Source organism: Providencia sp., assembly GCF_052096715.1.
In the GTDB taxonomy this organism is placed as follows: domain Bacteria; phylum Pseudomonadota; class Gammaproteobacteria; order Enterobacterales; family Enterobacteriaceae; genus Providencia.
In genome coordinates this window covers 1-23871 of record NZ_JBQDNB010000038.1, presented here as the reverse complement: position 1 = coordinate 23871, position 23871 = coordinate 1, and the positions used below count along the sequence as shown (strand labels likewise).

24 protein-coding genes are annotated in these 23871 nt (G+C 40.5%); 18 read left to right on the top strand and 6 right to left on the bottom strand.

Going from position 1 to position 23871, the window contains the following annotated elements; all coding sequences use genetic code 11:
• Positions 1-88: 88 nt before the first annotated feature.
• From ACTH6U_RS19870 to ACTH6U_RS19850, 5 genes are all read left to right on the top strand, one after another.
• Positions 89-1654: a methyl-accepting chemotaxis protein gene (locus tag ACTH6U_RS19870; RefSeq protein ID WP_336430852.1), complete on the top strand. Its 1566-nt coding sequence runs from the start codon at positions 89-91 to the stop codon at positions 1652-1654.
• Positions 1655-1744: 90 nt separating this feature from the next.
• Positions 1745-2581 (top strand): CheR family methyltransferase, encoded by an 837-nt coding sequence (locus ACTH6U_RS19865; RefSeq protein ID WP_434719609.1) that lies wholly within the window; start codon positions 1745-1747, stop codon positions 2579-2581.
• Positions 2581-3648, top strand: a complete 1068-nt coding sequence (locus ACTH6U_RS19860; RefSeq protein WP_441832988.1) for a protein-glutamate methylesterase/protein-glutamine glutaminase — start codon at positions 2581-2583, stop codon at positions 3646-3648. The genes ACTH6U_RS19865 and ACTH6U_RS19860 overlap by 1 nt, the downstream gene beginning before the upstream one ends.
• A 40-nt stretch (positions 3649-3688) precedes the next feature.
• Positions 3689-4081, top strand: coding sequence for a chemotaxis response regulator CheY (cheY, locus tag ACTH6U_RS19855; protein WP_294107808.1), 393 nt, complete (start codon positions 3689-3691; stop codon positions 4079-4081).
• Between the two features lie 24 nt (positions 4082-4105).
• Positions 4106-4744 carry a protein phosphatase CheZ gene (locus ACTH6U_RS19850; RefSeq protein WP_294107806.1) on the top strand — a complete coding sequence of 213 codons (639 nt, stop codon included), beginning with the start codon at positions 4106-4108 and terminating at the stop codon, positions 4742-4744.
• 93 nt (positions 4745-4837) lie between these two features.
• Here ACTH6U_RS19850 and ACTH6U_RS19845 read toward each other — a convergent pair whose 3' ends face one another.
• Both ACTH6U_RS19845 and ACTH6U_RS19840 read right to left on the bottom strand, forming a co-directional pair.
• The gene (locus ACTH6U_RS19845; protein ID WP_441832987.1) at positions 4838-6085 is read right to left on the bottom strand and encodes an SGNH/GDSL hydrolase family protein; all 1248 of its coding nucleotides are present in this window, start codon (positions 6083-6085) and stop codon (positions 4838-4840) included.
• Positions 6086-6303: 218 nt separating this feature from the next.
• Complete coding sequence (locus ACTH6U_RS19840; RefSeq protein WP_441832986.1) at positions 6304-6861, bottom strand: hypothetical protein; 558 nt, start codon at positions 6859-6861, stop codon at positions 6304-6306.
• A 261-nt stretch (positions 6862-7122) separates the two neighbouring features.
• On the opposite strand from ACTH6U_RS19840, the gene flhB reads away from it, so the two are divergent.
• Both flhB and flhA read left to right on the top strand, forming a co-directional pair.
• Positions 7123-8274 (top strand): flagellar biosynthesis protein FlhB, encoded by a 1152-nt coding sequence (flhB, locus tag ACTH6U_RS19835; RefSeq protein WP_441832985.1) that lies wholly within the window; start codon positions 7123-7125, stop codon positions 8272-8274.
• On the top strand, positions 8267-10363 hold the full coding sequence (gene flhA / locus ACTH6U_RS19830) for a flagellar biosynthesis protein FlhA (protein ID WP_294107798.1): 2097 nt from the start codon (positions 8267-8269) through the stop codon (positions 10361-10363). Before flhB ends, flhA begins: the two co-directional genes overlap by 8 nt.
• Before the next feature lie 496 nt (positions 10364-10859).
• Here flhA and ACTH6U_RS19825 read toward each other — a convergent pair whose 3' ends face one another.
• The 3 genes from ACTH6U_RS19825 to flgA all read right to left on the bottom strand — a co-directional run bounded on the left by ACTH6U_RS19825 (position 10860) and on the right by flgA (position 12411).
• Positions 10860-11300 carry a flagella synthesis protein FlgN gene (locus tag ACTH6U_RS19825; RefSeq protein WP_294107794.1) on the bottom strand — a complete coding sequence of 147 codons (441 nt, stop codon included), beginning with the start codon at positions 11298-11300 and terminating at the stop codon, positions 10860-10862.
• Positions 11301-11310: 10 nt separating this feature from the next.
• On the bottom strand, positions 11311-11613 hold the full coding sequence (gene flgM, locus ACTH6U_RS19820) for a flagellar biosynthesis anti-sigma factor FlgM (RefSeq protein WP_294107793.1): 303 nt from the start codon (positions 11611-11613) through the stop codon (positions 11311-11313).
• A gap of 129 nt (positions 11614-11742) precedes the next feature.
• A complete protein-coding gene (gene flgA, locus ACTH6U_RS19815) occupies positions 11743-12411 on the bottom strand; it encodes a flagellar basal body P-ring formation chaperone FlgA (protein WP_441832984.1) in 669 nt (222 codons plus the stop codon).
• A 310-nt stretch (positions 12412-12721) separates the two neighbouring features.
• Between flgA and flgB the strand changes: the two genes are divergently transcribed.
• The 11 genes from flgB to flgL all read left to right on the top strand — a co-directional run bounded on the left by flgB (position 12722) and on the right by flgL (position 23153).
• Positions 12722-13135: a flagellar basal body rod protein FlgB gene (gene flgB, locus ACTH6U_RS19810; RefSeq protein ID WP_294107789.1), complete on the top strand. Its 414-nt coding sequence runs from the start codon at positions 12722-12724 to the stop codon at positions 13133-13135.
• 6 nt (positions 13136-13141) lie between these two features.
• Positions 13142-13546 carry a flagellar basal body rod protein FlgC gene (gene flgC / locus ACTH6U_RS19805; protein ID WP_294107787.1) on the top strand — a complete coding sequence of 135 codons (405 nt, stop codon included), beginning with the start codon at positions 13142-13144 and terminating at the stop codon, positions 13544-13546.
• Between the two features lie 12 nt (positions 13547-13558).
• Complete coding sequence (locus ACTH6U_RS19800; protein ID WP_294107785.1) at positions 13559-14416, top strand: flagellar hook assembly protein FlgD; 858 nt, start codon at positions 13559-13561, stop codon at positions 14414-14416.
• Between the two features lie 83 nt (positions 14417-14499).
• Positions 14500-15720, top strand: a complete 1221-nt coding sequence (gene flgE / locus ACTH6U_RS19795; protein ID WP_294107783.1) for a flagellar hook protein FlgE — start codon at positions 14500-14502, stop codon at positions 15718-15720.
• A gap of 15 nt (positions 15721-15735) precedes the next feature.
• Positions 15736-16491 (top strand): flagellar basal body rod protein FlgF, encoded by a 756-nt coding sequence (locus tag ACTH6U_RS19790; RefSeq protein ID WP_294107781.1) that lies wholly within the window; start codon positions 15736-15738, stop codon positions 16489-16491.
• 19 nt (positions 16492-16510) lie between these two features.
• On the top strand, positions 16511-17293 hold the full coding sequence (gene flgG, locus ACTH6U_RS19785) for a flagellar basal-body rod protein FlgG (RefSeq protein WP_441832983.1): 783 nt from the start codon (positions 16511-16513) through the stop codon (positions 17291-17293).
• Between the two features lie 200 nt (positions 17294-17493).
• Positions 17494-18168, top strand: a complete 675-nt coding sequence (locus tag ACTH6U_RS19780) for a flagellar basal body L-ring protein FlgH (protein WP_434719610.1) — start codon at positions 17494-17496, stop codon at positions 18166-18168.
• A 29-nt stretch (positions 18169-18197) separates the two neighbouring features.
• Positions 18198-19301 carry a flagellar basal body P-ring protein FlgI gene (locus ACTH6U_RS19775; protein ID WP_294107777.1) on the top strand — a complete coding sequence of 368 codons (1104 nt, stop codon included), beginning with the start codon at positions 18198-18200 and terminating at the stop codon, positions 19299-19301.
• Positions 19301-20278 (top strand): flagellar assembly peptidoglycan hydrolase FlgJ, encoded by a 978-nt coding sequence (gene flgJ, locus ACTH6U_RS19770; protein ID WP_441832982.1) that lies wholly within the window; start codon positions 19301-19303, stop codon positions 20276-20278. The genes ACTH6U_RS19775 and flgJ overlap by 1 nt, the downstream gene beginning before the upstream one ends.
• A 172-nt stretch (positions 20279-20450) precedes the next feature.
• The gene (gene flgK, locus ACTH6U_RS19765; protein WP_294107772.1) at positions 20451-22091 is read left to right on the top strand and encodes a flagellar hook-associated protein FlgK; all 1641 of its coding nucleotides are present in this window, start codon (positions 20451-20453) and stop codon (positions 22089-22091) included.
• Positions 22092-22217: 126 nt separating this feature from the next.
• Positions 22218-23153, top strand: coding sequence for a flagellar hook-associated protein FlgL (flgL, locus tag ACTH6U_RS19760; RefSeq protein WP_434718669.1), 936 nt, complete (start codon positions 22218-22220; stop codon positions 23151-23153).
• Positions 23154-23224: 71 nt separating this feature from the next.
• Here the strand turns inward: flgL and ACTH6U_RS19755 are convergent.
• Positions 23225-23871: T6SS immunity protein Tli4 family protein (locus tag ACTH6U_RS19755; protein ID WP_441832981.1), on the bottom strand; the 647-nt coding region annotated here is incomplete at its 5' end.

Below are 23871 nucleotides of genomic sequence, written 5' to 3'. Positions count from 1 at the left end.
TATTAGGTAGCAACTTTGCAGCGTTTCTGTATATCGCAAAATTGATGCTTAAATCTACAGAAACCTGGTTGGCGTAAGTGGGGGTTATATGTTTGGTAATATACGAATTTCAGTAAGTTTATATCTATTGCTTTTTTTATTTTGCGGGATGCAAATTGTATCGAGCGGGGTTTCTGTCGCAATAGTCACGAGTGAATTAAACTCTTTAGAGCGTATCGATTTAGGCGCTAAAAAAAGTGCATTATTAGAAGAAATAAATAAAGATTTAATGCAGGCTCGAAATAGTCTTACTCAAATTGCATTGCTTTTAAAAGTAGGTGATAACGCGCCACTTATCGAAGAAACGAAAACGACGTTTGACCGGTTTATGGCAGAAGCTGCGAAAGATTATGAATCTTTCAAAATTCAACCTATTTTGTCCGAAAAAGAAAATCTTGCAGCTCTTGAGGACAAATACCAAGCATTTATTACCGTACTTAATGCATTAAATACTCACCTTGATAACAATGATGTCGCTTCTTATATTTCACTGCCTGCGCAAGCTCATCAAGATCAGTTATTAGGAATGATTAATGATTATTTAGCATTAATCAAAATTGAAGATCAAGAATCCTTAGAAGCAGCAAGGCTCTATAATACTTTCGCTTGGAGTTCATTCCTTTCAGTTATCGTCATTATTATTTTGGTGACAACATTTGCGCATTATTGGATGAAACGAAAAGTTATCAAACCATTAAGTAGCATGAGTGAACATTTTACTAAAGTTGCCGAAGGTAAATTAAATCAAAAGATTGAAGTGACCACGCGTGATGAAATTGGATACGTATTTGAACAATTGAAATTAATGCAAAATTCACTCGCGACGTCGATTACGGCATTACGTTCTAACACCGATCAAATGTATACCGGTATTCGTGAGATAGCATTAGGCAATAACAACTTATCATCGCGTACTGAACAGCAAGCGGCCTCATTAGAAGAAACTGCTGCGAGTATGGAAGAACTTACCGCGACAGTGAAACAAAATGCAGACAATGCACGTCAAGCTAGTGAATTGGCAGTCAGTGCATCAAAAACGGCAACAAAAGGTGGTGAAATCACGATTGATGTTATTGCAACGATGACGTCGATTTCTCATAGCTCACAAAAAATCAGCGCAATTATTAGTGTGATTGATGGTATTGCATTTCAAACTAACATTTTAGCCCTTAATGCAGCAGTTGAAGCGGCTCGAGCTGGTGAGCAAGGTCGGGGATTCTCTGTTGTTGCTGGTGAAGTTCGCGCATTAGCACAACGTAGCGCTGAAGCAGCAAAAGAAATTAAAGCACTTATCGATGAATCTGTTGGCCGGGTTAGCCAAGGTTCCCTCTTAGTTAATGAAGCAGGGCAAACTATGAATGAATTGGTTGCTGCGGTTAATCAAGTAACTGAATTAATGGGAAGTATTGCATCTGCATCGAATGAGCAAAGCCGAGGTATTGAGCAAGTTGCTACCGCAGTGAGTCAGATGGATTTAGTAACGCAACAAAATGCGGCTTTAGTTGAGCAGTCAACAAGCGCAACGGCAGCGCTTGAAGATCAAGCTAATAACTTAGTGGATACCGTTGCATTCTTTGAACTACCAGACAACCAAACAAGCCGCATTAAACGGTGAATTTAATCAACAATAGCGTTATTAACCTCAGAGTCTGGCCACCAATTGAAGGCTACCTCTGGGGTTTTATTGAATAGGGCGACAAGTACGATGCTTTTTGTACCACAAATAGAACCATTGACCGATGAAGACTTTGGTCGGGTTTGTCGATTTATTCATAAAAAATCAGGCATTGTCCTTACCATGAATAAAAAAAGTATGGTCTATAATCGGTTATTAAAACGGTTACGTGACTGTAATATCGACAATTTTACTGATTATCTACGTATGTTAGAGCGGGAGCCATCGAATCCAGAATGGCAGGCTTTCGTGAATGCATTAACGACCAACCTAACGGCATTTTTTCGTGAACCACATCATTTTGTGACCTTATCAGATTTTATCCGCACACGAAAAGACAGCAATATTAACATTTGGTGTGCGGCATCTTCGACAGGGGAAGAGCCTTACTCAATCGCAATGACATTGAGCGATGTTTTAGGGCCCCATGCAATTAATGCCAAAGTGATAGCTAGTGATATCGATACCGAGGTTTTAGATAAAGCCAAGCAAGGCGTTTATCGTGTTGAAGAACTCAAATCCTTAAGTGCTTTGCAAAGGCAACGTAACTTTATGAAAGGTGTCGGTGAGTTTGAAGGCTATGCCCGAGTTAAACCGGCATTGCGGCAAATGATTGAGTTTCGTTATTTAAATCTGAGTGACAACGACTGGCAATTACAGCATCGCTTCGATGCTATTTTTTGTCGTAATGTCATGATTTATTTTGATAAAGAAATGCAAATAAAAATGCTTGAACGATTTGCCACATTACTTAAACCAGATGGCTTGTTGTTTATCGGTCATTCTGAAAATTTATCTCAATTGTCGCAAAGTTTCGTGATTAAAGGACAAACCGTCTACAGCGTACAAGCTGGAAGGAGGGGGTAGTGAAAAAAATTAAAGTGCTTTGTGTTGATGACTCCGCACTGATGCGCCAATTAATGCGGGAAATTATCAACAGCCATCCTGATATGGAGGTGGTTGATACTGCGCCTGATCCTTATGTCGCGCGTGATTTGATTAAGCAACTTGTTCCTGACGTGATCACGCTTGATGTTGAAATGCCTCGCATGGATGGTATTGATTTTCTTGAGAAATTGATGCGACTTCATCCTATGCCTGTTGTGATGGTATCAACATTAACCTCAAAAGGTTCTGAAGTTACATTAAAAGCTTTAGAGCTAGGTGCGGTCGATTTTGTCACTAAACCACAGATTGGTATTCGTGAAACCATGATGAGTTATCGTGACTTGATTGGAGAGAAAATTCGCGCGGCAGCGATGTCGAAAATCACGCAGCGTAGTCGTTTTGCACGAGTCGAAAATAAAGCGTCAGAATCTACAACGTTTGCGAAACCGCTTTCCCCACATGTATGCCATAGTCGCGTTATTGCGGTTGGTGCATCAACGGGGGGAACTGAAGCGATACGTCAGTTTTTAGAAATGTTGCCTCGTGAATGTCCGCCTGTGGTCATTACGCAACATATGCCAGCCGGATTTACGCGCTCGTTCGCTGAACGACTTAATAAACTGTGTGTGCTAACGGTAAAAGAAGCTGAGCACAATGAATTATTGCAAAAAGGTTATGCCTACATTGCACCTGGTGATTCGCATATGTTGATTGCTGATAAAGGCAAAGGTTTTCAAGTTATTTTGCAGCAAAGTGAACCGGTAAATCGTCATCGGCCTTCTGTTGATGTCCTCTTTGATTCAGTAGCTCAATGTGTCGGGCGTAAATGTGTCGGTGTCTTATTAACCGGAATGGGTATGGACGGTGCAAAAGGACTTTTAAATTTACGTAAGCAAGGTGCAATTACCTATGCTCAAAACGAAAGTAGTTGTGTGGTATTTGGTATGCCGCGAGCTGCTATCGAAATGGATGCTGTAGATGAAGTGCAAGATATTCTTAAAATTGCACCAAGTATTTTAGCAAAACTTTCTTCTGTAACGGCATAACTGTTACAGATATTCACTATTGTATTTTGAAGGAGTGGTTATGGCCGCTAAAGATCTTAGTTTTTTGGTTGTTGATGATTTTTCCACAATGCGTCGTATCGTACGTAACTTATTAAAAGAGCTTGGATTTAATAAAATAGAAGAAGCTGAAGATGGCGTTGATGCATTAGATAAAATTCGTACTGGAAATATTGATTTCGTCGTCGCAGATTGGAATATGCCAAATATGGACGGTTTAGAGTTACTCAAAACTATTCGTGGTGATGAAGCGCTCAAGCATATTCCTGTATTAATGGTTACCGCTGAAGCGAAAAAGGAAAATATCATTGCCGCAGCACAAGCTGGTGCAAGTGGGTATGTTGTGAAGCCATTTACAGCTGCCATTTTAGAAGAAAAACTTAATAAAGTATTCGAAAAAATGGGACTGCAATAAGCGCACTTGTTAAAGGAGACTGTGATGACTGAATCAACATTTTTACAAAGCAATCGAAATGGTAACGAAGACTTAAAACAAGTTATTACTCGAATTGGTACTTTAATGAGAACACTTAGAGAGAGCATGCGTGAGCTTGGTCTTGAAAAAAGTGTTCAGCAAGCGGTAGCCAGTATTCCTGATGGGAAAGACAGGTTACGCTATATTGCTCAAATGACCGCTCAGGCAGCAGAAAAAACACTTAATGGCATTGATGTGATTAAGCCATTACAAGTGAAAATGAACAAAGATGCGATTGAATTGCAGCAACAATGGCAAAATTCAGAGGCAGAAGGTGTTTCTGTTGAACTGCAAGGGGCAACTCAAGCATTTTTAACGCAAGTGATTGAAGACAGTGAAACAACTAAAGCTGAACTGTTAGAAATTATGATGGCGCAAGATTTCCAGGATTTAACCGGCCAAGTTATTAAAAAAATGATGGAAGTCGTTGAAGAAGCAGAGAAACAACTTCTCGCGCTGTTAGTGGAAAACACACCACCAGAAATGCGTGCGAAGCAGCAAACTGATAGTTTACTGAATGGTCCGCAAATTAATAAAGAAGGTGTGAATGTGATGGCATCACAATCGCAGGTGGATGATTTACTTGATGAGTTAGGATTCTAAATCAATTCCTATCATACTTCGGGCTACAGAGCAGCTCTCAGCTACCCAAGTTACATACTTATGGATGTTTCTTGGGATAGCTTCAATTACTGCTTACTTGTAATTCGAATTATTTTTGGTTTGATACTCTTTCACAATAAAATCGTTTAATATCATCGAAATAATGGAGTGAACTTCTTGCGTCGGGTGGACGCTATCATTAAATAGATAATTGGGAGCCGTATCCATATAGCCTGTTCCTCCAATATAACCTTTCGTAAAGGGCCTGTCTAAAATATAAGGTCGGTTTTTGGTATCGCCTTCAATATTAGAACTGCTTAATAAATTTAGTTCTTCAGCTTTTTTTGTTATTTCGGCCATAGCCTTATAAAGGTCAAAGAATTTAATATTTTTATCTTCTTGAGAGGCAATTTTATTTAATCGCAATTTTAGTCTTATATTATGAATGAGTGTAATTATTTTCATCTTATTTTTATAGGTACTGGATTGTATTTTGGCGAAAGGTGTTGATGCTAGGTTAGGTACCCCCATTACTAAAATATTTTTTGCTCCTTGCTGAGTCATTTTTTTAATTAAATTAATTTGGTCATCGATAACTTTATTAATGTCTTCTTTAGCAAAAGTTACATAATCATTAGCTCCGAGGGAAACAATTGCCAAGTCTGTAGCCTCAAATTTGATTTTATTTATTTGTTTTTTCATGTTTGAAATAAATTTAAACTTTGGAATCAACTGATTATAATTTCCCGCGACTGCACCGCCTTCCGCTTTATTCATTAGAGTCACAGGGGAATAGGTGACTCGATTATTCTGAGTATCAATAGTTTTATGTTTCATGAAATGTGGCGAAGTAAGGAATTCAGGCCAAGTAAAACCATTGGTAAATTTCCCTTTATGGTACTGTGGTGCCGAGGGCAGTATTCCAAAAGTTTTAGCAAACATACGGCCCTTGGAGTCAGATAAATTATCACCAATGACAATAACCCGTTTAAGGCAATCGATAATGTCTTTTTTGTGAGATTGATTTAGGGCACTGATATTTGGTGTTTCTATGCCATTACAATGCTCTCTATTTTTTTCTATATAAGCAGCTAATTTAAATTTTGGGTGATCATTCTCTTTATTTAGTTTATTTATCTCTTGCCTAGAATCAACCTCATCAAAGTAGGGAATATTATTTACAATAGCAGTATTTGCAACTAGGGTATTAGGTGTTTTTGGTATATCGCATAAATTAACTTTAACTATATTTTTAGTGAGTAAATTAATAAATGCTTTTTTAAATGAAGGTTTATTCCATGAAAGTATTCTTCTATTATTTGAATACTGCTGTACGTACATAAAAATACCTTTTTTGATTAATCTTAAATCTAAGGGTTTTGTGTGAGTAAAATACCAAGTATTTATTTGATAAAATATCAAATATAGATTATTTCTAAGTGGGTAAGGGTTTTATAAAAAAAATTTATAAAAATCAATAATATATGATGTGTTTTATAGTAGGAATACTTGTATTTATTTAAGTGCAAGTAATCCTACTGTTGAATTGATATTAATAACTAATCATGTTGATAAACAACGATGATTTCACTGCCAAGCGTTTGTTCAAACTCCATAATAAAAGCATCGCTGAGATCCCAATCATGAAAGCTAAAGCCAAGATGACCAAATGCCCATTGAGGGTCGAATTTCCAGCCGGACAGTGGCGCATCAAAGCCGCAATTAATGCATGCGAGACTTTCAGGTTTACCCTCATACCAATCAGTTACCGTATCACTCCAATCATTGCTACGTTCACTTTGTTCACTGGTACATTGCGGGCAATAAAGACCAAGGCCATTGCCACCAGCGTGAAATACAGTACGTTTAGTCACGATTGTGAGATAGTTTTTCAAGGTGTTTTCTGGCAGTTGTGTTGGTACAATATTGTCATCAATCACATACAAAACAGGTTCTTTATATTCAGCGGTCGGGCGATAAATGATTTCGTCATCTTCAATGCCTTGAAAGATAGGATCAATAATACCTTGTTGTTTAAGCCAGCTAAGCATTCGCTCCGCTTCTTTTGGGGCATCTTCTAAATTGATATCCGGAGCAACTAGGTGGCAAATATCCATAACATAATGACCTTATTTTCATATTGATTTTCAACTATATTAATTAAAATTGGTCAATTAATAAATCAATTGCTTATTTGATTTTTCCTCATTTATTTTTCATTAAATATTCATCGTTGCACCGCAGTTCACCAAACTGTTGTCATATTGTTCAATTGCCAAATAACCCCCTTGAAGTACATCTATTTTCCACCATTGATTTTTTGACAGTCTGTCATGCTATAGCGATAACTCATATTGTGTTTAAATTTTGGAACAAAAGTGTCCGACGAAAGCGATGTAGAAAAAACAGAAGAGCCCACCCCCCATAAAAAAGAAAAAGCTAGGGATGATGGGCAAATCGTTCGTTCGAAAGAATTAAACTCATTAATGATGATGTTAGCGGGTATTAGTTTGCTGTGGCTTAGCGGTGGGCATTTGGCGGATCAACTACGTCAAACCGTACGCCAAGGTTTTATTTTTGATGGGCATTATTTACAAAATACGGGGTTGATGCTCAGTTATTTAGGGCGTGTTGTTAGTGAAGCTCTTTTTGCATTATTTCCGGTGATAGGGGGATTGGCCTTAGTTGGGATCTCAGCGTCGTCATTGGTTGGTGGATTAGTTTTTAATAGTAAGCTAATTAAGTTTGATTTGAAAAAGCTTGATTTGATAAAAGGATTAAAGCGAATTTTTTCGATGAATGCGCTTTCTGAGCTTTTCAAAGCCATTTTGAAGTCATTCTTTGTGGGGCTCGGTACGTTTATATTTTTATGGCAAAGTTGGCCATCGCTCTTACATCTTGCGATGGAAGCGCCTGTTACTGCGCTTGCTAATGGGCTAGAAAAGGTCATTTTTGCGGGATATTTAATTGTCTTTTTGCTGATCCCGATGGTGGCGTTCGATGTGTTTTATCAATTCCGTTCTCATCTAAAAAAATTACGTATGAGCCGTCAAGAAATTAAGGATGAGTTTAAACAACAAGAAGGCGATCCACATATCAAGGCGAAAATTCGCCAACAGCAACGGGCAATGGCGCGTAATCGTATGATGGCCGATGTACCGAGTGCTGATGTCATCGTTACTAACCCGACCCACTATGCAGTCGCTCTCAAATATGATGATAAAAAAATGGGTGCGCCAAAAGTGTTGGCCAAAGGCGCTGGCGTTATTGCTCAACGCATCAAACAACTTGGGGAAGAGCATCGAATATTGCAGCTAGAAGCCCCCCCGCTGGCGCGTGCGTTATATCGTCATGCGGAAATAGGACAAAGTATCCCTGTTGCGCTGTATGCAGCGGTAGCAGAAGTTTTAGCATGGGTTTATCAATTACGCCGTTGGCGTAGTGAGGGTGGACTCAGACCGAAAAAACCGAAAAATTTACCAGTGCCACCGACACTGGACTTTGCTGGAGATAACAATCGCGATGGCTAATTTGGCTGCTCTTTTAAAATTGCCGAAAAATCTACAAGGAACGCAGTGGCAAATACTTGCCGGGCCAATTCTTATCTTACTAATCTTGTCGATGATGGTTTTACCGTTGCCGGCTTTTTTATTGGATTTATTATTTACTTTTAATATCGCGTTGTCGATCATGGTGCTATTAGTGGCCATGTTCACTAAGCGCACGCTTGATTTTGCCGCTTTTCCGACTATTTTACTATTTGCTACGTTATTGCGTTTATCACTCAATATCGCCTCGACACGTATTATCTTATTGGATGGTCATACTGGCCCTGATGCAGCAGGTAAAGTGGTTGAAGCATTTGGCCACTTCTTGGTTGGCGGTAATTTTGCGATTGGTATTGTTGTATTTATCATCTTAGTTTTAATCAACTTTATGGTTATTACTAAAGGTGCTGGACGTATTGCCGAAGTGGGCGCACGTTTTGTCCTTGATGGTATGCCCGGTAAGCAGATGGCTATCGATGCCGATTTAAACGCCGGTATTATTAGTGATGATGAAGCCAAAAAACGCCGTTCTGAAGTGACTCAAGAAGCTGATTTTTATGGCTCGATGGATGGTGCAAGTAAGTTCGTCCGAGGGGATGCCGTCGCTGGGATCATGATCATGGTAATTAACGTGATTGGTGGTCTTATCATCGGGGTTGGGCAACACAATATGTCACTGGGGGATGCAACGAGTGCCTATACATTGCTCACTATTGGTGATGGTTTGGTGGCTCAAATTCCTGCATTGATTATTTCAACTGCCGCAGGGGTAATTGTTACCCGTGTAGCGACCGATGAAGATGTGGGCGAACAGATGGTTAACCAACTGTTCAATAACCCACGGGTTATGTGGTTAAGTGCTGGAGTGTTGGGGCTGATTGGTCTTATTCCAGGCATGCCGAATTTTGTATTTTTATTGTTTACCGCGGCTTTAGCTGGATTAGGTTGGTATCTGATTCGTAAATCAAAAAATCCGGAAGGGAAAGCGGATAGTAGCCAAGCGCAACATTTTAATGAAGCAAATAAAGTGGTTGAAGCGACGTGGGATGATGTGCAGCTGGAAGATTTATTGGCCATGGAAGTGGGATACCGCTTAATTCCGTTGGTTGATAACGAGCAACAGGGGGAGCTATTAGGGCGTTTACGTGGATTACGTAAAAAATTTGCACAAGAGATCGGCTATTTACCGCCGGTGGTGCATATTTGCGACAACTTAGAGCTATCTCCTTGTGAATACCGCATTTTAATTAAAGGTGCTGAAGTTGGGCGTGGCGAAGCACAGCCGGGACGTAGTCTAGCTATCGACCCAGGCAATGCGGCGGGTTCATTAGAAGGCGATATTACGAAAGAGCCAGCTTTTGGTCTACCGGCGGTTTGGATTGATGATGATTTGCGTGAGCAAGCACAAATTCAAGGTTATACGGTTGTTTCAGCCAGTACCGCAGTAGCGACGCATTTTAATCAAATTTTATTACAAAATTCCAGTTCGCTTTTTGGTCGTCAAGAAGCGCAAATGCTGTATGACCGTGTGAAAAAAGAGATGCCGAAACTGGCTGATGATTTGATCCCAGATACGATTTCTTTAACGATTTTACATCGAGTTTTACAAAACTTGTTGATGGAAGATGTGGTTATTCGTGATATGCGCACTATTATCGAAACGTTAGCTGAAATGGCAGGTGAAAACGGCGAGCAAAAAGATACTGATTACCTGACATCGCAAATCAGAATTGCATTAGGGCGTGCTATCACTCAACAGTGGTTTGGTAATGCAGAAGAAATTCAAGTCATTGGTTTAGACGCAAATTTAGAACAAATTTTACTACAAGCGGCGAAAAATGGTGGTGGTTTAGAACCTAATTTAGCACAGTTCATTCAAGCTCAAGCAGAAGAGGCGATAGGCCACCAAGAGGCAATGGGCGCACCAACCGTATTGTTGGTTAATCACGGGTTACGTCTGATTTTGTCTCGTTTCTTACGTCGTAGCTTGCCGCAGTTGGTCGTGATGTCTAATCTTGAGTTGAGCGATCATCGGAAGATTAGGATGACGTCGATGATTAGCGGCGCTTAGTTTTTTCTTTCTGTCATACTTTGAATCACAGGGGTGTTGGCTTCATTTGTTGCCTACCTGTGATTCGAATTATTTAAGCAATATTTTGATTAAGATTAATGATGAAGAATAAACTGAATGAACTATTTCAATTTTCTCAAGAGATGTAAGCAGTTGGTATTACCGATGACGTAGTGGCTCGGCGCATAGACGCTAGAATAAAAGCAAAGGAATGACAAAATTTGGTGAGCCTAAACTGATGTCAGGTAAAAATATCAAGCGAATTTGTGAGCAAAATAATATCTCACAATCATTTTTTCCTTGATATTGAATATGATGAAAGAAAACGTATCAAAATGGGCGCGAGGCGAAATCAAAGCAAATAGTGCAGTGCTAATACTTTTTAATTTAAACACTGATTATCTAAATCAATAATTATGAATAAGCCCATGTTTTTCGGCGTGTTATTCGAAAATTCCCATCTTTAATCATAATGGAAGATAAAGCCTTTAATCGCCTAAATTGATATCTTTTTACCTAAAACTGGGCGTTTAGATTCTAGACCGTCTGCACCATAAGTTGATTGATTATTATGTTTTTTTGCAAAATTCAGGCGCTCTGAATTAAGTTCCATATGCAGTTGTAGCATTTGATGGTTACGGTAATTTAGATCTTTTAATTCACCCGTTAAAGATTTGATCATTTCCCAGATGCCATTTAACGCAAGATTGTCTTCATAAGGTGCGACAATTTGCGCTTGTGCTTCAAGCTGTAAACGATGGTTTTCACCATAGCTAATTGCCGCAACTAAAAAACGTTTTTGCTCTGTCGTCTCTTGAAAAGGCGAAGGCGGAACTTGATGATAACCTAATAATAATTCTTCATTTTTCATCACAATTTGCAGTGACTGCAAATGTGAGAGCTGTTGCTCTAGTAATATTAATAATTCGTCATTCATGATAATTATATTATTTCATTGATAACATGCATTCGTGAGCATCGCGTAAAATACCATCGGCGACTTTTCCAGCGTCCATTTTTAAGGTGCCGTCTTGAATCGCTTGCTTAATTCTTTCAACTTTAGCCAGATCAATATCACTAGCTTGAGGCTGTAATAATTTTTTTTGTAGTTCACTTGGTGCAAATGCACTTTCTTTAACTACTTCATTTATTAAAACTTTTTTATCGCGCACCGGGATAGTCGCGTCTTGTGGATCGCGGTTAGTCACCTGAGTCAATGCAGAAATTGCAGATGTCTGCTCAATAGCCATAATGTGTTTTCCTGTTCCCGATATTTTTCATATTTAGGTTATCGGCAATCCTGTATGAATCTTTAGTGTCTCTAGTGTTACAAAATATTGCATAGCTATCTAGTGTTATGAAATAATTAATAATTCCATTTACTTTAAGGCAACTTTTACACTGCCATTTTCTAAAGCTTCGCCGTTGACAACTTGTCCATTCACTAAGCGTACACGTAGATTTCCACCTGTAACTGCATTATTAATGGCGCGGCCTTCATATTTCACCGAAAAATTATCACCAGTCGCAAATACAAATACTGTTTGTCCTGATTTAATGGCCCAAGGACGTCTAAGCATTGAATTCGTCAATGTTTGTCCTGCGGATATATTTCGTAGGGCAATGGTTCCACGCACGGCTATTTTATCTGTTGCAGCACCCGCAGGAAGCTTATGCAATAACCCTTTCTTAGTACCAATATCGACAAACTCAACTATTTCGCCTCGTGAGATATTTCGAGTCGCTACATAATACTGCCCCATCACATTAACAGTGAGCTGCATAAATTGTTTTTTCTTACCACACTGCACAGGTAAAGAGACATTTCCCATATTTCGCCCCCCAACAGCAGGACTAATTTGGGGTTTTTCACAGTTAGGCCAACGGTCAATAGGGGTTTTAATTTCAATAGAAATACTATTTTTCTCCCCATGAATTTGACGAAAATATTGGTTAATATCCTGTGGCAGTGCGCTTTGTGCCACGTTAGCAAATAAACTCAACACACCAAAAGTTGGGAACCAAATCAGTGAACGAATACGAAGCATACCTATGCCGTCTCCCAAGAATCAAACTTTTTCACGCTTGCAGTTTACCCACCTCAAAAACAATGAATGACTCAAATAGGTCAATAATTTTGCCTTTATCTCGTCATTAGATTTTTTGTTAGGCGGCTAATATAGGCGCGTCGAATTTTAACATTTAATACTCGTCATTCTTCAAGTTGCCTGTGCGTTGACATGCACTCAGCTCCCCGAATCACATAGTTTATCGTGGTTCTCGGGATAGCTTATTTCATCTAGCTTGAACTATTTTGCGTATAAATCCAGGGCTGGCTTTAAACCCGTTGAGGTAAATATGATTGATAAATTAAATGCCACGTTTGCATTCCAGCAGCAGGCTTTGTCAATAAGAGAAGCGAGACAGACGGTTTTAGCTTCTAACATTGCTAATGCCGATACGCCGGGCTATCAGGCGCGTGATATTGACTTTAATCGTCAATTACAACAAGCGATGGATAAAGGCGCAGTACAAGGAAAAGGCGTTTCTCTCGCGGTGACATCTAAGGGACACATTGAAGGGCATGGTATGAAAGCACCTCAATTAGATCTGAAATATCGCGTGCCTTATCAAACGTCAATGGACGGTAATACGGTCGATATGGATATTGAACGTAGCCAGTTTGCCGATAACACCCTGAAATATCAGGCTGATCTTACATTCATCAATAGCCGCATCAAAAGCATGTTGGCTGTTTTGCAGCAAGGGTAATTTTTCATGGCCTTACTGAGTATTTTCGATATTTCTGCGTCAGCGCTGACCGCACAATCTCAACGCCTTAACGTGAGTGCGAGCAATATGGCAAACGCAGAAAGTGTGGCAGGCCCTGATGGTCAGCCATACCGTGCTAAACAAGTGGTATTTCAAATGTCACCACAAGGGCGTAATGAAGTTGGCGGCGTGCGTGTGAGTCAATTGATTGAAGACCCATCACCACCACGTATGGAATATAAACCTGGTCATCCTCTAGCTGATGAAAAAGGCTATGTGAAAATGCCTAACGTAGACACTGTTGGCGAGATGATCAATACCATTTCTGCATCACGTAGCTACCAAGCCAACCTAGAAGTGATGAACACTGCAAAGTCATTGCTACAAAAGACATTAACTCTAGGTCAATAACGGAGGCACGGTATGGGGATTGCAGCCACAATGTACGATTCTTTGGATAACAGCACTGCTGGCCCCGCAGCGGCGGCAAGTAATGTACCCAAAAAAAGTCAAAGTGATGACATGCGAGACACTTTCTTGAAAATGATTGTGACGCAAATGCAAAATCAAGATCCAACCAAACCAATGGAAAATACCGATTTAACGAGTCAGTTGGCGCAAATTGCCACTCTTGAGAGCATGAATAAACTCAGTGACAACGTTAGTGGTATTTCTCAACAAATTGGTTCTGGACAATCACTACAAGCGACCCAGCTCGTTGGCAAAGGGGTCTTGATTCCTCGCAACGAAATTATTTTAGCGCCGTTGAAAAAAGAAAGTAATGGCGAGAAAAGCACAATCTCCAAACCCTCCAATCCACTACCGGAAGAAGGTATTAGTCCTAATAGCGCATCCATATTTGCACTAAGTGATAAAAGTGCAATTGATGGCGAAGAGGCAACTGAAGAACCACAAACGGATTATATTTCATCACCGTTTGGCTTCTTTTTACCTAAATTAGCAGACACCGTTGAAATTACCATTCGCGATAAAAATAGAATGGTTGTCCGTACCATCACTTATGACACCGAAGTTAAACCTGATATTTACGATATGGCATGGGATGGACGTGATAACAACGGTAATTTAGTTTCAGACACCAAAGGTAAATATTACTTTGATGTGAAAGCATTGAAGTCGGGGGCTGAAATTGATGTCACCAAATTGGGCTATGCCCGCGTCAATGGTGTTACACCGGGATCAGATGCCCCTTTATTAGATGTTGGTATTGGGCAAAGCGTGCCGCTAAGCAGCATCTTTAAAGTGTATCCCGCATCTTAATTTAATTGGTTGTTTTTCAATCTTTTTGCCCTGTAACAATAAGCAACTAAGATCGGCAGCCCCCTAATTTTTATGGAGAAAATATGTCTTTTTCACAAGCAGTCAGTGGCTTAAATGCGGCTTCAGCGGGACTTGATTCGATTGGTAACAATATTGCCAACTCTGCAACTAATGGTTTTAAAGGCGCGACTACCTCATTTGCAGATATGTTTGCAGGTTCAGGTGTGGGTCTTGGTGTTAACGTCGCGGCTGTAACACAAAACTTCAAAGATGGCCCAATTACACGTACTGATAGAGCAACAGATGTCGCGATTTCAGGCAGTGGTTTTTTCCGTGTACAAGATAAAAATGGCGATATTTTTTATAGCCGTGATGGTCAATTTCAACGAGATAAAAGCGGTAACTTGGTGAACAACCAAGGCATGGTTGTGACAGGCTATCCAGCAAGTGTTGATGAAAAAGGCAATGTATCTATACAAAGCGGTGGCGTGCCAGCAGGCTTGAATATTCCAACGGATATGATGGATGCGCAAGCGTCTAAATTAGCGAAATTAACGATTAACTTGAATTCAGACGATAAAGTCAAAGACAAACCGTTTGATGTTAAAAACCCAGATGATAACGCGAGCTATAACTTTAGCACTACTATGACTGCCTATGACAGCCAAGGTAATACCCATGAGATCTCTGTTTATTTTGTTAAGACTGTTGACAATAAATGGACCGCTTATGCAAAAGATGCAAATGATAAAGAAGCTAAAAAAATCGGTGATTTGGAGTTTGATGGTAACGGTAAATTAAAAGACTCAGCAAATGCGAGATTTGATTTTGCTTATACCGGTCTTAATGGCGCGAATAATGACACTTTACAGATAGATCTGAGTAAAACTCGTCAACAAAAAGTCAGTGAATCTTCTGTCAGTGCGATTGATGTTGACGGCTATCCAGCGGGTGAATACACCACGTTCAAAATCGAAGATAACGGCATGCTTGTCGCTAACTATTCAAACCAACAAAAACGTATTGTGGGACAAATTGCACTATCTGCATTTGCTAATCCTAATGGACTGGTTTCTCAAGGCGGTAACGTTTGGGCATCATCTAATGCGTCAGGTAACCCAATGGATGGCGTACCGGGTGTCGGTCAGTTTGGTAAATTAACCAGTGGTGCACTTGAATCATCTAACGTGGATATGAGCCAAGAACTCATCAGCATGATAGTGATGCAACGCAATTATCAATCAAACGCACAGACCATTAAAACGCAAGATCAGATGTTACAAACACTGGTTAACTTACGATAAGTCTAGAGGCTGTCCATGGATCACGTCATTTATACTGCTATGGGTGGAGCGCGTCATGCGCTTGAAAACCAAGCGATTGTCTCTAATAACATTGCCAATGTATCAACGGCAGGTTTTAAGGCGCAGCTTTCTGCGATGCGCGCTGTGCCAATTAATGGGGATAGCGAACCAACGCGGACACTCGTTGTTGCTTCAACTCCAGGTGCTGACATGAGTCAAGGGCCGCTTAACTATACGGGTAGGCAAACAGATGTAGCGCTAAACGATAAGCATTTTCTTGCAGTCGAATTAGCGGATGGTACAGAAGCTTATACCCGTAACGGTAATCTTCAAATTTCATCGGATGGTGAGTTGATGATTGGAGAGCGTCGTTTACAAGGCGATGGCGGTCCTATTAACGTGCCGCCTAATGCTGATCTTACCATTGGTACTGATGGCACCATTACTGCACTGCTTGCAACTGATCCTCCAACCATGTTGGGACAAATTGGGCGTTTAAAAGTTGTCGAAGCGCAGCCTCAAGATTTAATTCGTGGTGAAGATGGTTTATTCCATTTATCGCCTCAGGCACAAGCGGCCAATGGCAACGTCTTACCACAAAGTGAGCGCGCTATTGTCACATCAGGTGTGATTGAGGGAAGTAACGTCAATGCTGCTGAGGCGATGGTATCGATGATTGCCAATGCAAGGCATTTTGAAATGCAAATGAAAGTTGTCAGTAGTGCCGATGAAAATGCACAACGGGCAAATCAATTGCTTGCCATCAGCTAATATTCAGTAAGGAATTATTATGATCCGTTCTCTATGGATTGCGAAAACTGGGCTTGATGCTCAACAAACTAACCTTGATGTCATTTCGAATAACTTGGCTAACGTCAGTACCAATGGTTTTAAACGTCAACGGGCTGTGTTTGAAGATTTATTGTATCAAAACATTCGCCAGCCGGGTGCTATGAGCTCAGATCAAACCTCGTTACCATCCGGTTTACAGATGGGTACAGGGGTACGTCCGGTTGCGACAATGCGTGTTCATGAGCAAGGGAACCTGAATAAAACAGGTAACACGACGGATATCGCGATCAAAGGCCAAGGCTTTTTGCATGTTCAAATGCCAGATGGGACCGATGCTTATACGCGTGATGGTGCTTTGCAGCCAAACCAAGATGGACAATTAGTCACCTCTAGTGGTTTTCAAATCGTGCCTGCAATTATGATCCCCGACAATGCGAATAGCCTCAGTATTGCTCGTGATGGTACTGTCTCGGTCACTGTTTTTGGGGATAATCAGCCGCAGCAAATTGGACAAATTACTCTGACGACTTTCATCAATGATGCTGGCCTTGAGAGCATGGGTGAAAATCTTTATATGGAAACGGCCAGTTCAGGCGCACCAAATGAAAGTGCACCGGGAACGAATGGTGCCGGTTTGCTTTATCAGAACATGTTAGAAACCTCTAACGTCAATGTGGCTGAGGAGCTGGTTAATATGATTCAAACTCAGCGTGCATATGAAATTAACAGTAAAGCGGTATCGGCGTCTGACCAGATGTTACAACGTCTAACACAACTGTAATTAATGCCCTGATAGACACTCGCGTGAGCGACAATTCACATCGTATTGTAAGACTAGCGTTGTGAATTGTCAGTGAGAAGGAACTCTTCATGATGACAAAACGTATACAGCAGCAAAAGAGTAGCATGATGATTGAAAGCGACATGGTTCCACAACCGCAGGCAACAGTTTTACATTCGCGTTTTTGTACGCCTAAGCCAATGTGGCTGGTGGCTGTTTTGATGTTCACGATGAGCGGTTGTGCGTATATCAAACCAAGTCCGTTGGTGAATACGACAACGACAGCGGTGCCAACAGCACCTACTGCGCCTTCGCCAAATGGTGCTATTTTTCAAAGTGCTCAGCCTGCTTATTATGGTTATCAGCCTCTGTTTGAAGATAGGCGACCGCGCAATGTCGGTGATATTTTGACTATCAACTTACAAGAAAATGTCAGTGCTAGTAAAAACTCATCAGCTAACGCTAATCGTAGCGGGAAAACAGGCTTTCTGGCGGCTATCCTGCCTGGATTTATGCAAGGTTGGATAGGCGGTAATAACACTGAGTTGGATATCAAAGGAAATAGTGATTTCACCGGTAAAGGTGGCGCGAATGCAAATAATACCTTTAAAGGCACTATCACCGTTACCGTTGACCAGTTATTAGCCAATGGGAATTTACATGTCGTGGGTGAAAAACAGATAGCTATTAATCAAGGTACTGAATCCATCCGCTTCTCTGGTGTCGTCAATCCACGCACAATTGGTGCAGATAATAATGTGAGCTCGACGCAAGTCGCAGACGCTCGTATTGAATATGTCGGCGATGGTTATATCAATGAATCGCAAAATATGGGTTGGTTACAGCGCTTCTTCTTAAATGTATCCCCTTATTAATTAGCGAATAGAACAGCCGAGAGAATTCAATGAAAAACAAAGTATTCATTTTGCTATCACTATTTTGCCTTGTTGTGGCACCTGCGCAAAGTGAGCGCATTAAAGACCTCACCTCCATACAAGGTGTGCGAGATAACGCATTAATTGGTTATGGTTTAGTGGTTGGCCTTGATGGAACTGGTGACCAAACCATGCAAACACCATTTACCACTCAAAGCTTGAACAATATGTTATCCCAAATGGGGATCACTGTTCCGGCTGGCACTAATATGCAATTGAAAAATGTGGCGGCGGTGATGATCACGGCAAAACTGCCTCCTTTTTCACGTGCAGGGCAGGAAGTCGATATTGTCGTTTCATCAATGGGTAATGCCAAAAGTTTACGTGGTGGTACGTTATTGATGACGCCGTTAAAAGGCGCTGACGGTCAAGTTTATGCAATGGCACAAGGCAATGTCTTAGTGGGCGGTGCGGGAGCAAGTGGTGGTGGCAGCAGTATTAAAGTGAATCAACTTAATGGCGGACGAATTTCTGGTGGAGCGACGATTGAGCGCGAATTGCCGAGCAACTTCGGCCAAAGTGGTGCTATCAACCTGCAATTGAATGAAGATAGTTTTACCTTAGCACAAGATATTACAGACGCGATTAACCGTATGGGTGGGATGGGTACAGCAACGGCGCTGGATTCACGTACTGTTCAATTGCTGGTTCCTGCAAACAATCGAGATCAAGTGCTCTTTTTATCCCGTGTACAAGAGTTGAATGTGCGCACGCCAATCGCAGAAGCCAAAGTGATATTAAATTCTCGAACAGGCTCAGTGGTGATTAATCGCAGTGTGACGTTAGAAAGCTGCGCAGTAGCCCACGGTAGTTTGGCGGTTACAGTGGAAAGACAAACTCAAGTGAGTCAGCCCGATACGCCTTTTGCAGGCGGTCAAACCGTTGTCACGCGTAATACCAGTGTGGGTGTGCGTGATCAAGGTGGGGCACTGCAAAAAGTCAACGCGAGTGTGCAACTCAATCAAGTCATTCAAGCACTCAATACATTAGGGGCGACACCTAATGATTTGATGTCAATTTTGCAGGCGATGGAAAGTGCAGGTTGCCTACGTGCGAAATTGGAGATTATTTAATGAGTGATATGCAGTTATTGCAAGGGGCTGCATTTGATGTTCAGTCCCTAAGCAGCTTGAAAGGTGAATTGAATAAAGATCCTGAACAAGGACTGCGTCATGTTACGCAGCAACTTGAAGCCACTTTTGTTCAAATGATGCTAAAAAGTATGCGTTCGGCGCTTCCACAAGATGGTATGTTTTCAAGCGACCAAACACGTATGTTAACCAGTATGTATGATCAGCAAATTGCTCAAGATTTATCGCAAAAAGGGCTTGGTTTTGCCGATATGATGTACCAACAGTTAACGCGCAACTCGCAGCAACAAGATTTACCGACTCAAGCTTCTTTTTCCTCGTTAGATGAGAAAACCTTGCAATCATTGCCGCCATTTTCGATGGCACAAATGATGCGCCGTTTTGCCCCTACGGGAGATGCACTTTCTGCACCATTCCAAAAAATAAAATCATTATCACTCAATAGCACTAATTTTATTGGTCGATTGATGGAGCCTGCGAAAGCGGCGAGCCAAAAAAGTGGTATTTCGCATTTCTTGATTTTAGCGCAAGCTGCGCTAGAAAGTGGTTGGGGACAAAGAGAAATCCTCACTATGGACGGTAAAACCAGTCATAACCTGTTTGGTATTAAAGCAGGAAAAAGCTGGCAAGGCCCTGTCACAAATATCATGACGACAGAAGTGATTGACGGTAAAACCCTTAAAATGCGAGATGATTTTCGGGTGTATGGCTCATACGAAGAAGCCATTGCCGATTACATTAGCCTACTGACTGATAATCCACGCTATAAGAATGTACAAACAGCATCGAGTCCTGAAATAGCTGCTCGTCGATTGCATCAAGCAGGGTATGCAACAGATCCTGGGTACTCAGATAAATTAATTATGTTGATTAATCAAATTCGTGGTCATCAACCAGCAAATACGTCTGCATCTAGAGCTGTACAGGCTTACACCATCGACTTAAATGATATTTTTTAATACTGAACATGTTTTCGGTTGTGTGAGGCACCATTTAGCTCAAAACCTGAATTATTTTAAGTATTAAAGGGCGTTAGGACTAAATGTTTACGCCAATTTTCCGATAACTGATTAAGTGAAGAAATTCAGGTGACTATCCTTATGGGATACACGCCAAGAACAGGAAAAGCTTATGCTGAACAATGTAATGAATAATGCGCTAAGTGGTGTCAATGCCGCGCAAGGTGGGCTAAGTGTTATTTCAAATAACCTAGCGAACGCCGGTGTGGGCTATTATCACCGCCAAAGTGCTGTTTTCGGGGAGAATCCCGGCACAATGACACCTAACGGTTATTTTGGTAATGGTACTTATTTCAGTCATGTTCGTCGTGAGTTTGATGAATTTGTTAACGCACAATATAGCCAATCTCGCGCACGTAGCGGTGATTATGAGGCTTACGTTAAAAACTGTAATAAGGTTGATGATTTACTGACTAACGATATTGAAGATATTTCAAGCAATATTGGTAGTTTCTTTACTGCATTAGATTCAGCTTCCAGTGATGCAAGTGATAAAACACTGATTGATGTCTTTTTAGGCAAAGCGAATGCTCTTGTAGGGCAATTCAAAGAAGCCGATAGACGTCTACAAGAAATGGAGCGCGATATTAATCACCAAATTGAAAACAAGGTGAAAGACATTAATATCTACGCAGAAAAAATTGCGGGTTTAAACCAGCAAATAGCACGAGTTCGCTCAGTTAGCGGTTCAGAACCTAATGACTTGCTAGATGTGCGCGATCGCCTCGTGAATGAAGTTAATTCACTGATTGGCGTTAAAGTTATCGAACAAAATGGTAACTATAACGTGACCTTTGCGAATGGTTTACCATTAGTCACGGGTGAAAAAGCGAATCGTCTAGAAGCCGTTCCATCGTCTAAAGATGACAGCCGTTTTAGTATTGGGTTTGTTGGTGCAAATGGTCAAGCACGTGAAATACCGGATGAATCATTCCGTGGTGGTGAATTAAGCGGCATTTTACGCTCACGCCAAGAAGTGATTGACCCTGCTTATCAAAAATTAAATAAGCTCGCCTTGGTGTTTACCACCAAATTTAATGAAGCGCACAGTAAAGGTTTCAAAGCTAACGGTGAACAAGGGGGGGATTTCTTTGATATTGGTAAAGGTAGCGTAGTTAGCAATACCTATAATCAAAGCAAAGTCGATTTCGATCTTAAATACAGCGATGTATCTAAGGTGACGGGTAATAACTATGAAATGCGTTTTGATGGCACTGAATGGAATGTCACTCGTTTGCCAGAAGGCAGTAAAGTCACTGTAGATAGCGCAACGAATGGTGTCCTTAAATTTGATGGTATAGAACTTAACATCAGTAATGGTCCTGCCATGAAAGGGGATTCATTCGTTGTTAAACCGGTGAACGGTGTTATTAATGGGATGCAAACCAAAGTCACTGATGCATCCGATTTTGCCGCAGCGGGTAGTAAAGATAGTGGTCCTGGTGATAACGAAAACATCAAAGAACTGGTTAAATTACAGGATCAAAAACTGGTTGATAATAGTTCTACGTTCTCAGATTTCTACGCAACATTAGTTAATGACGTTGGTAGCAGAACAAAACAAGCTCAAATTGACTCTGAAACACAAAATAAAATGACAGAAAGTTTTTATCAGCAAGAACAAGCGATTTCTGGCGTGAATATGAATGAAGAAAGTATTCAGATGCAAAAGATTCAGCAGTTTTTTAATGCTAATGCTCAGGTATTGAAGACCGTCGATGACTTGTTTAATGCATTGATGCGCGCATTTTAATTTATTCGTTTTTTCAAGTTACCAGTGACTATGTATTACATCGCCATTACTGTGTAACTTGAATTATTGACAATAAGTTAAGGTTATTTTGGGGATAAGAGAGCGTTAAATAAGGATTTAAATATTATGCGTTTAAGTACCAATATGATTTACCATCAACGATTGCAAGACATGAATAATGCACAATCTCGTTGGATGGATGCGGGTAGCCAATTAGCATCGGGTAAACGAGTGAGTAAGCCTTCGGATGATCCACAAGCCTCATCCCAGGCGGTACGCATTAATCAATCTGAAAACCGTAATCAACAGTATGTAACGAGCCGTGGTTTTGCAAAAACAGGCATGACGTTACAAATGAGTATTTTGTCGCAAATGACTGATGTGACAACACAAATCGATACCACTATTATTCAAGCTTCAAATCAAGGTGGCTTGAGTGATAAAGATAGAAATTCACTAGCAGAACAATTAACGGGTCTTAAAGATCAGTTGGTGGCGCTGGGTAATACCACAGATGGTAATGGCCGTTATATTTTTGCTGGCTTTAAGTCAGATAAGCCGCCATTTGAAACCACTGCCGATGGTGAAGTTAAATACAATGGTGGCGACAAGCCTGTTATGCAGAACGTGTCTAGCGATCGGGAAATGACCACTTATTTCACTGGTGCGCAGGTTTTTGAAACTGACGGTAGCAATGTGGTGAATGTGTTTAAATCGCTGAATGAAGGGATTAAAGCGCTTAAAATTCCTCAAGAAGATGCACCACAAGCAGATTTGGATAGAGCACAAGAAGGCATAAATGCCGCTAACAGAGGCATTAAGTTAGCATTGGATCAAGTTTCAAATATTGAAGCAAAACAAGGCTTACAACTACAAGAAATCGAAAAATTAGATTTTTTGGCTGACACGCGCACTATTCAAAATGAGCAGCGTAAAAGTGAGCTGTTAAGTACTAACTGGACGGGCACAACGACTGATTACTATAAAGAAAAAGCGATGTTTGAAGCTTCTCAAGATATCTTTAAGGACTTGAACAGCATGTCGTTATTCGGCGGCCGTTAATTCGTTCTTTTATTAAAATACCTTTATGTCAAATCAGCGCAATAATAGTTTATATTATTGCGCTATTGAGTTTAGTACGCGTTCGGTCTAATTTTAAAGGACTGCAAAACCCGATCCCAGATTTCAATCATCTGTTTGTCGGTATAATCTTTCACTGTCAGTATTCCTGAATTGTGAAGCAAAATCTGCACTAAAGGTTGTCGATAAGTGACACTCTTTTCATTGGCATTATATTGAAAACGGTATTTTTTATCACCATCTTCTTCACCGGAAATTAACCACTCTTCGCCAGCAATATTATTGTATTGTACGGTGCCTTTTTTCAATGTTGATGCACCCAATTGCCGCATAATAGGTTTAATTTCGGATGAGCGCTCAAGTAGACTTTCATCTTCACTACCCAACAGATTATCCATCACAATCGACCACGCAAATTGACTATTTTTAAATAGCATGGACAATTTAAATTTGTGGTCACTTCCATCATCTTGAATAAATCCATAAGGAATGCACATTCCTTTTTCGGTCGGAATTTCATTCTTTGGACGACCTTGTAAGCGAGAAATTAATGATTGCATCGCAGCAAGCTTTTGTGGTTTATTTGTAACTGGCATGTTGTATTTTTGATCTCGTATTTGCATGTTTTTATATTTAGGGTCTGAAATATCTCTTATTTCTGTACTAAGAATAAAAGCGACACCGTTAATATAAACATGCC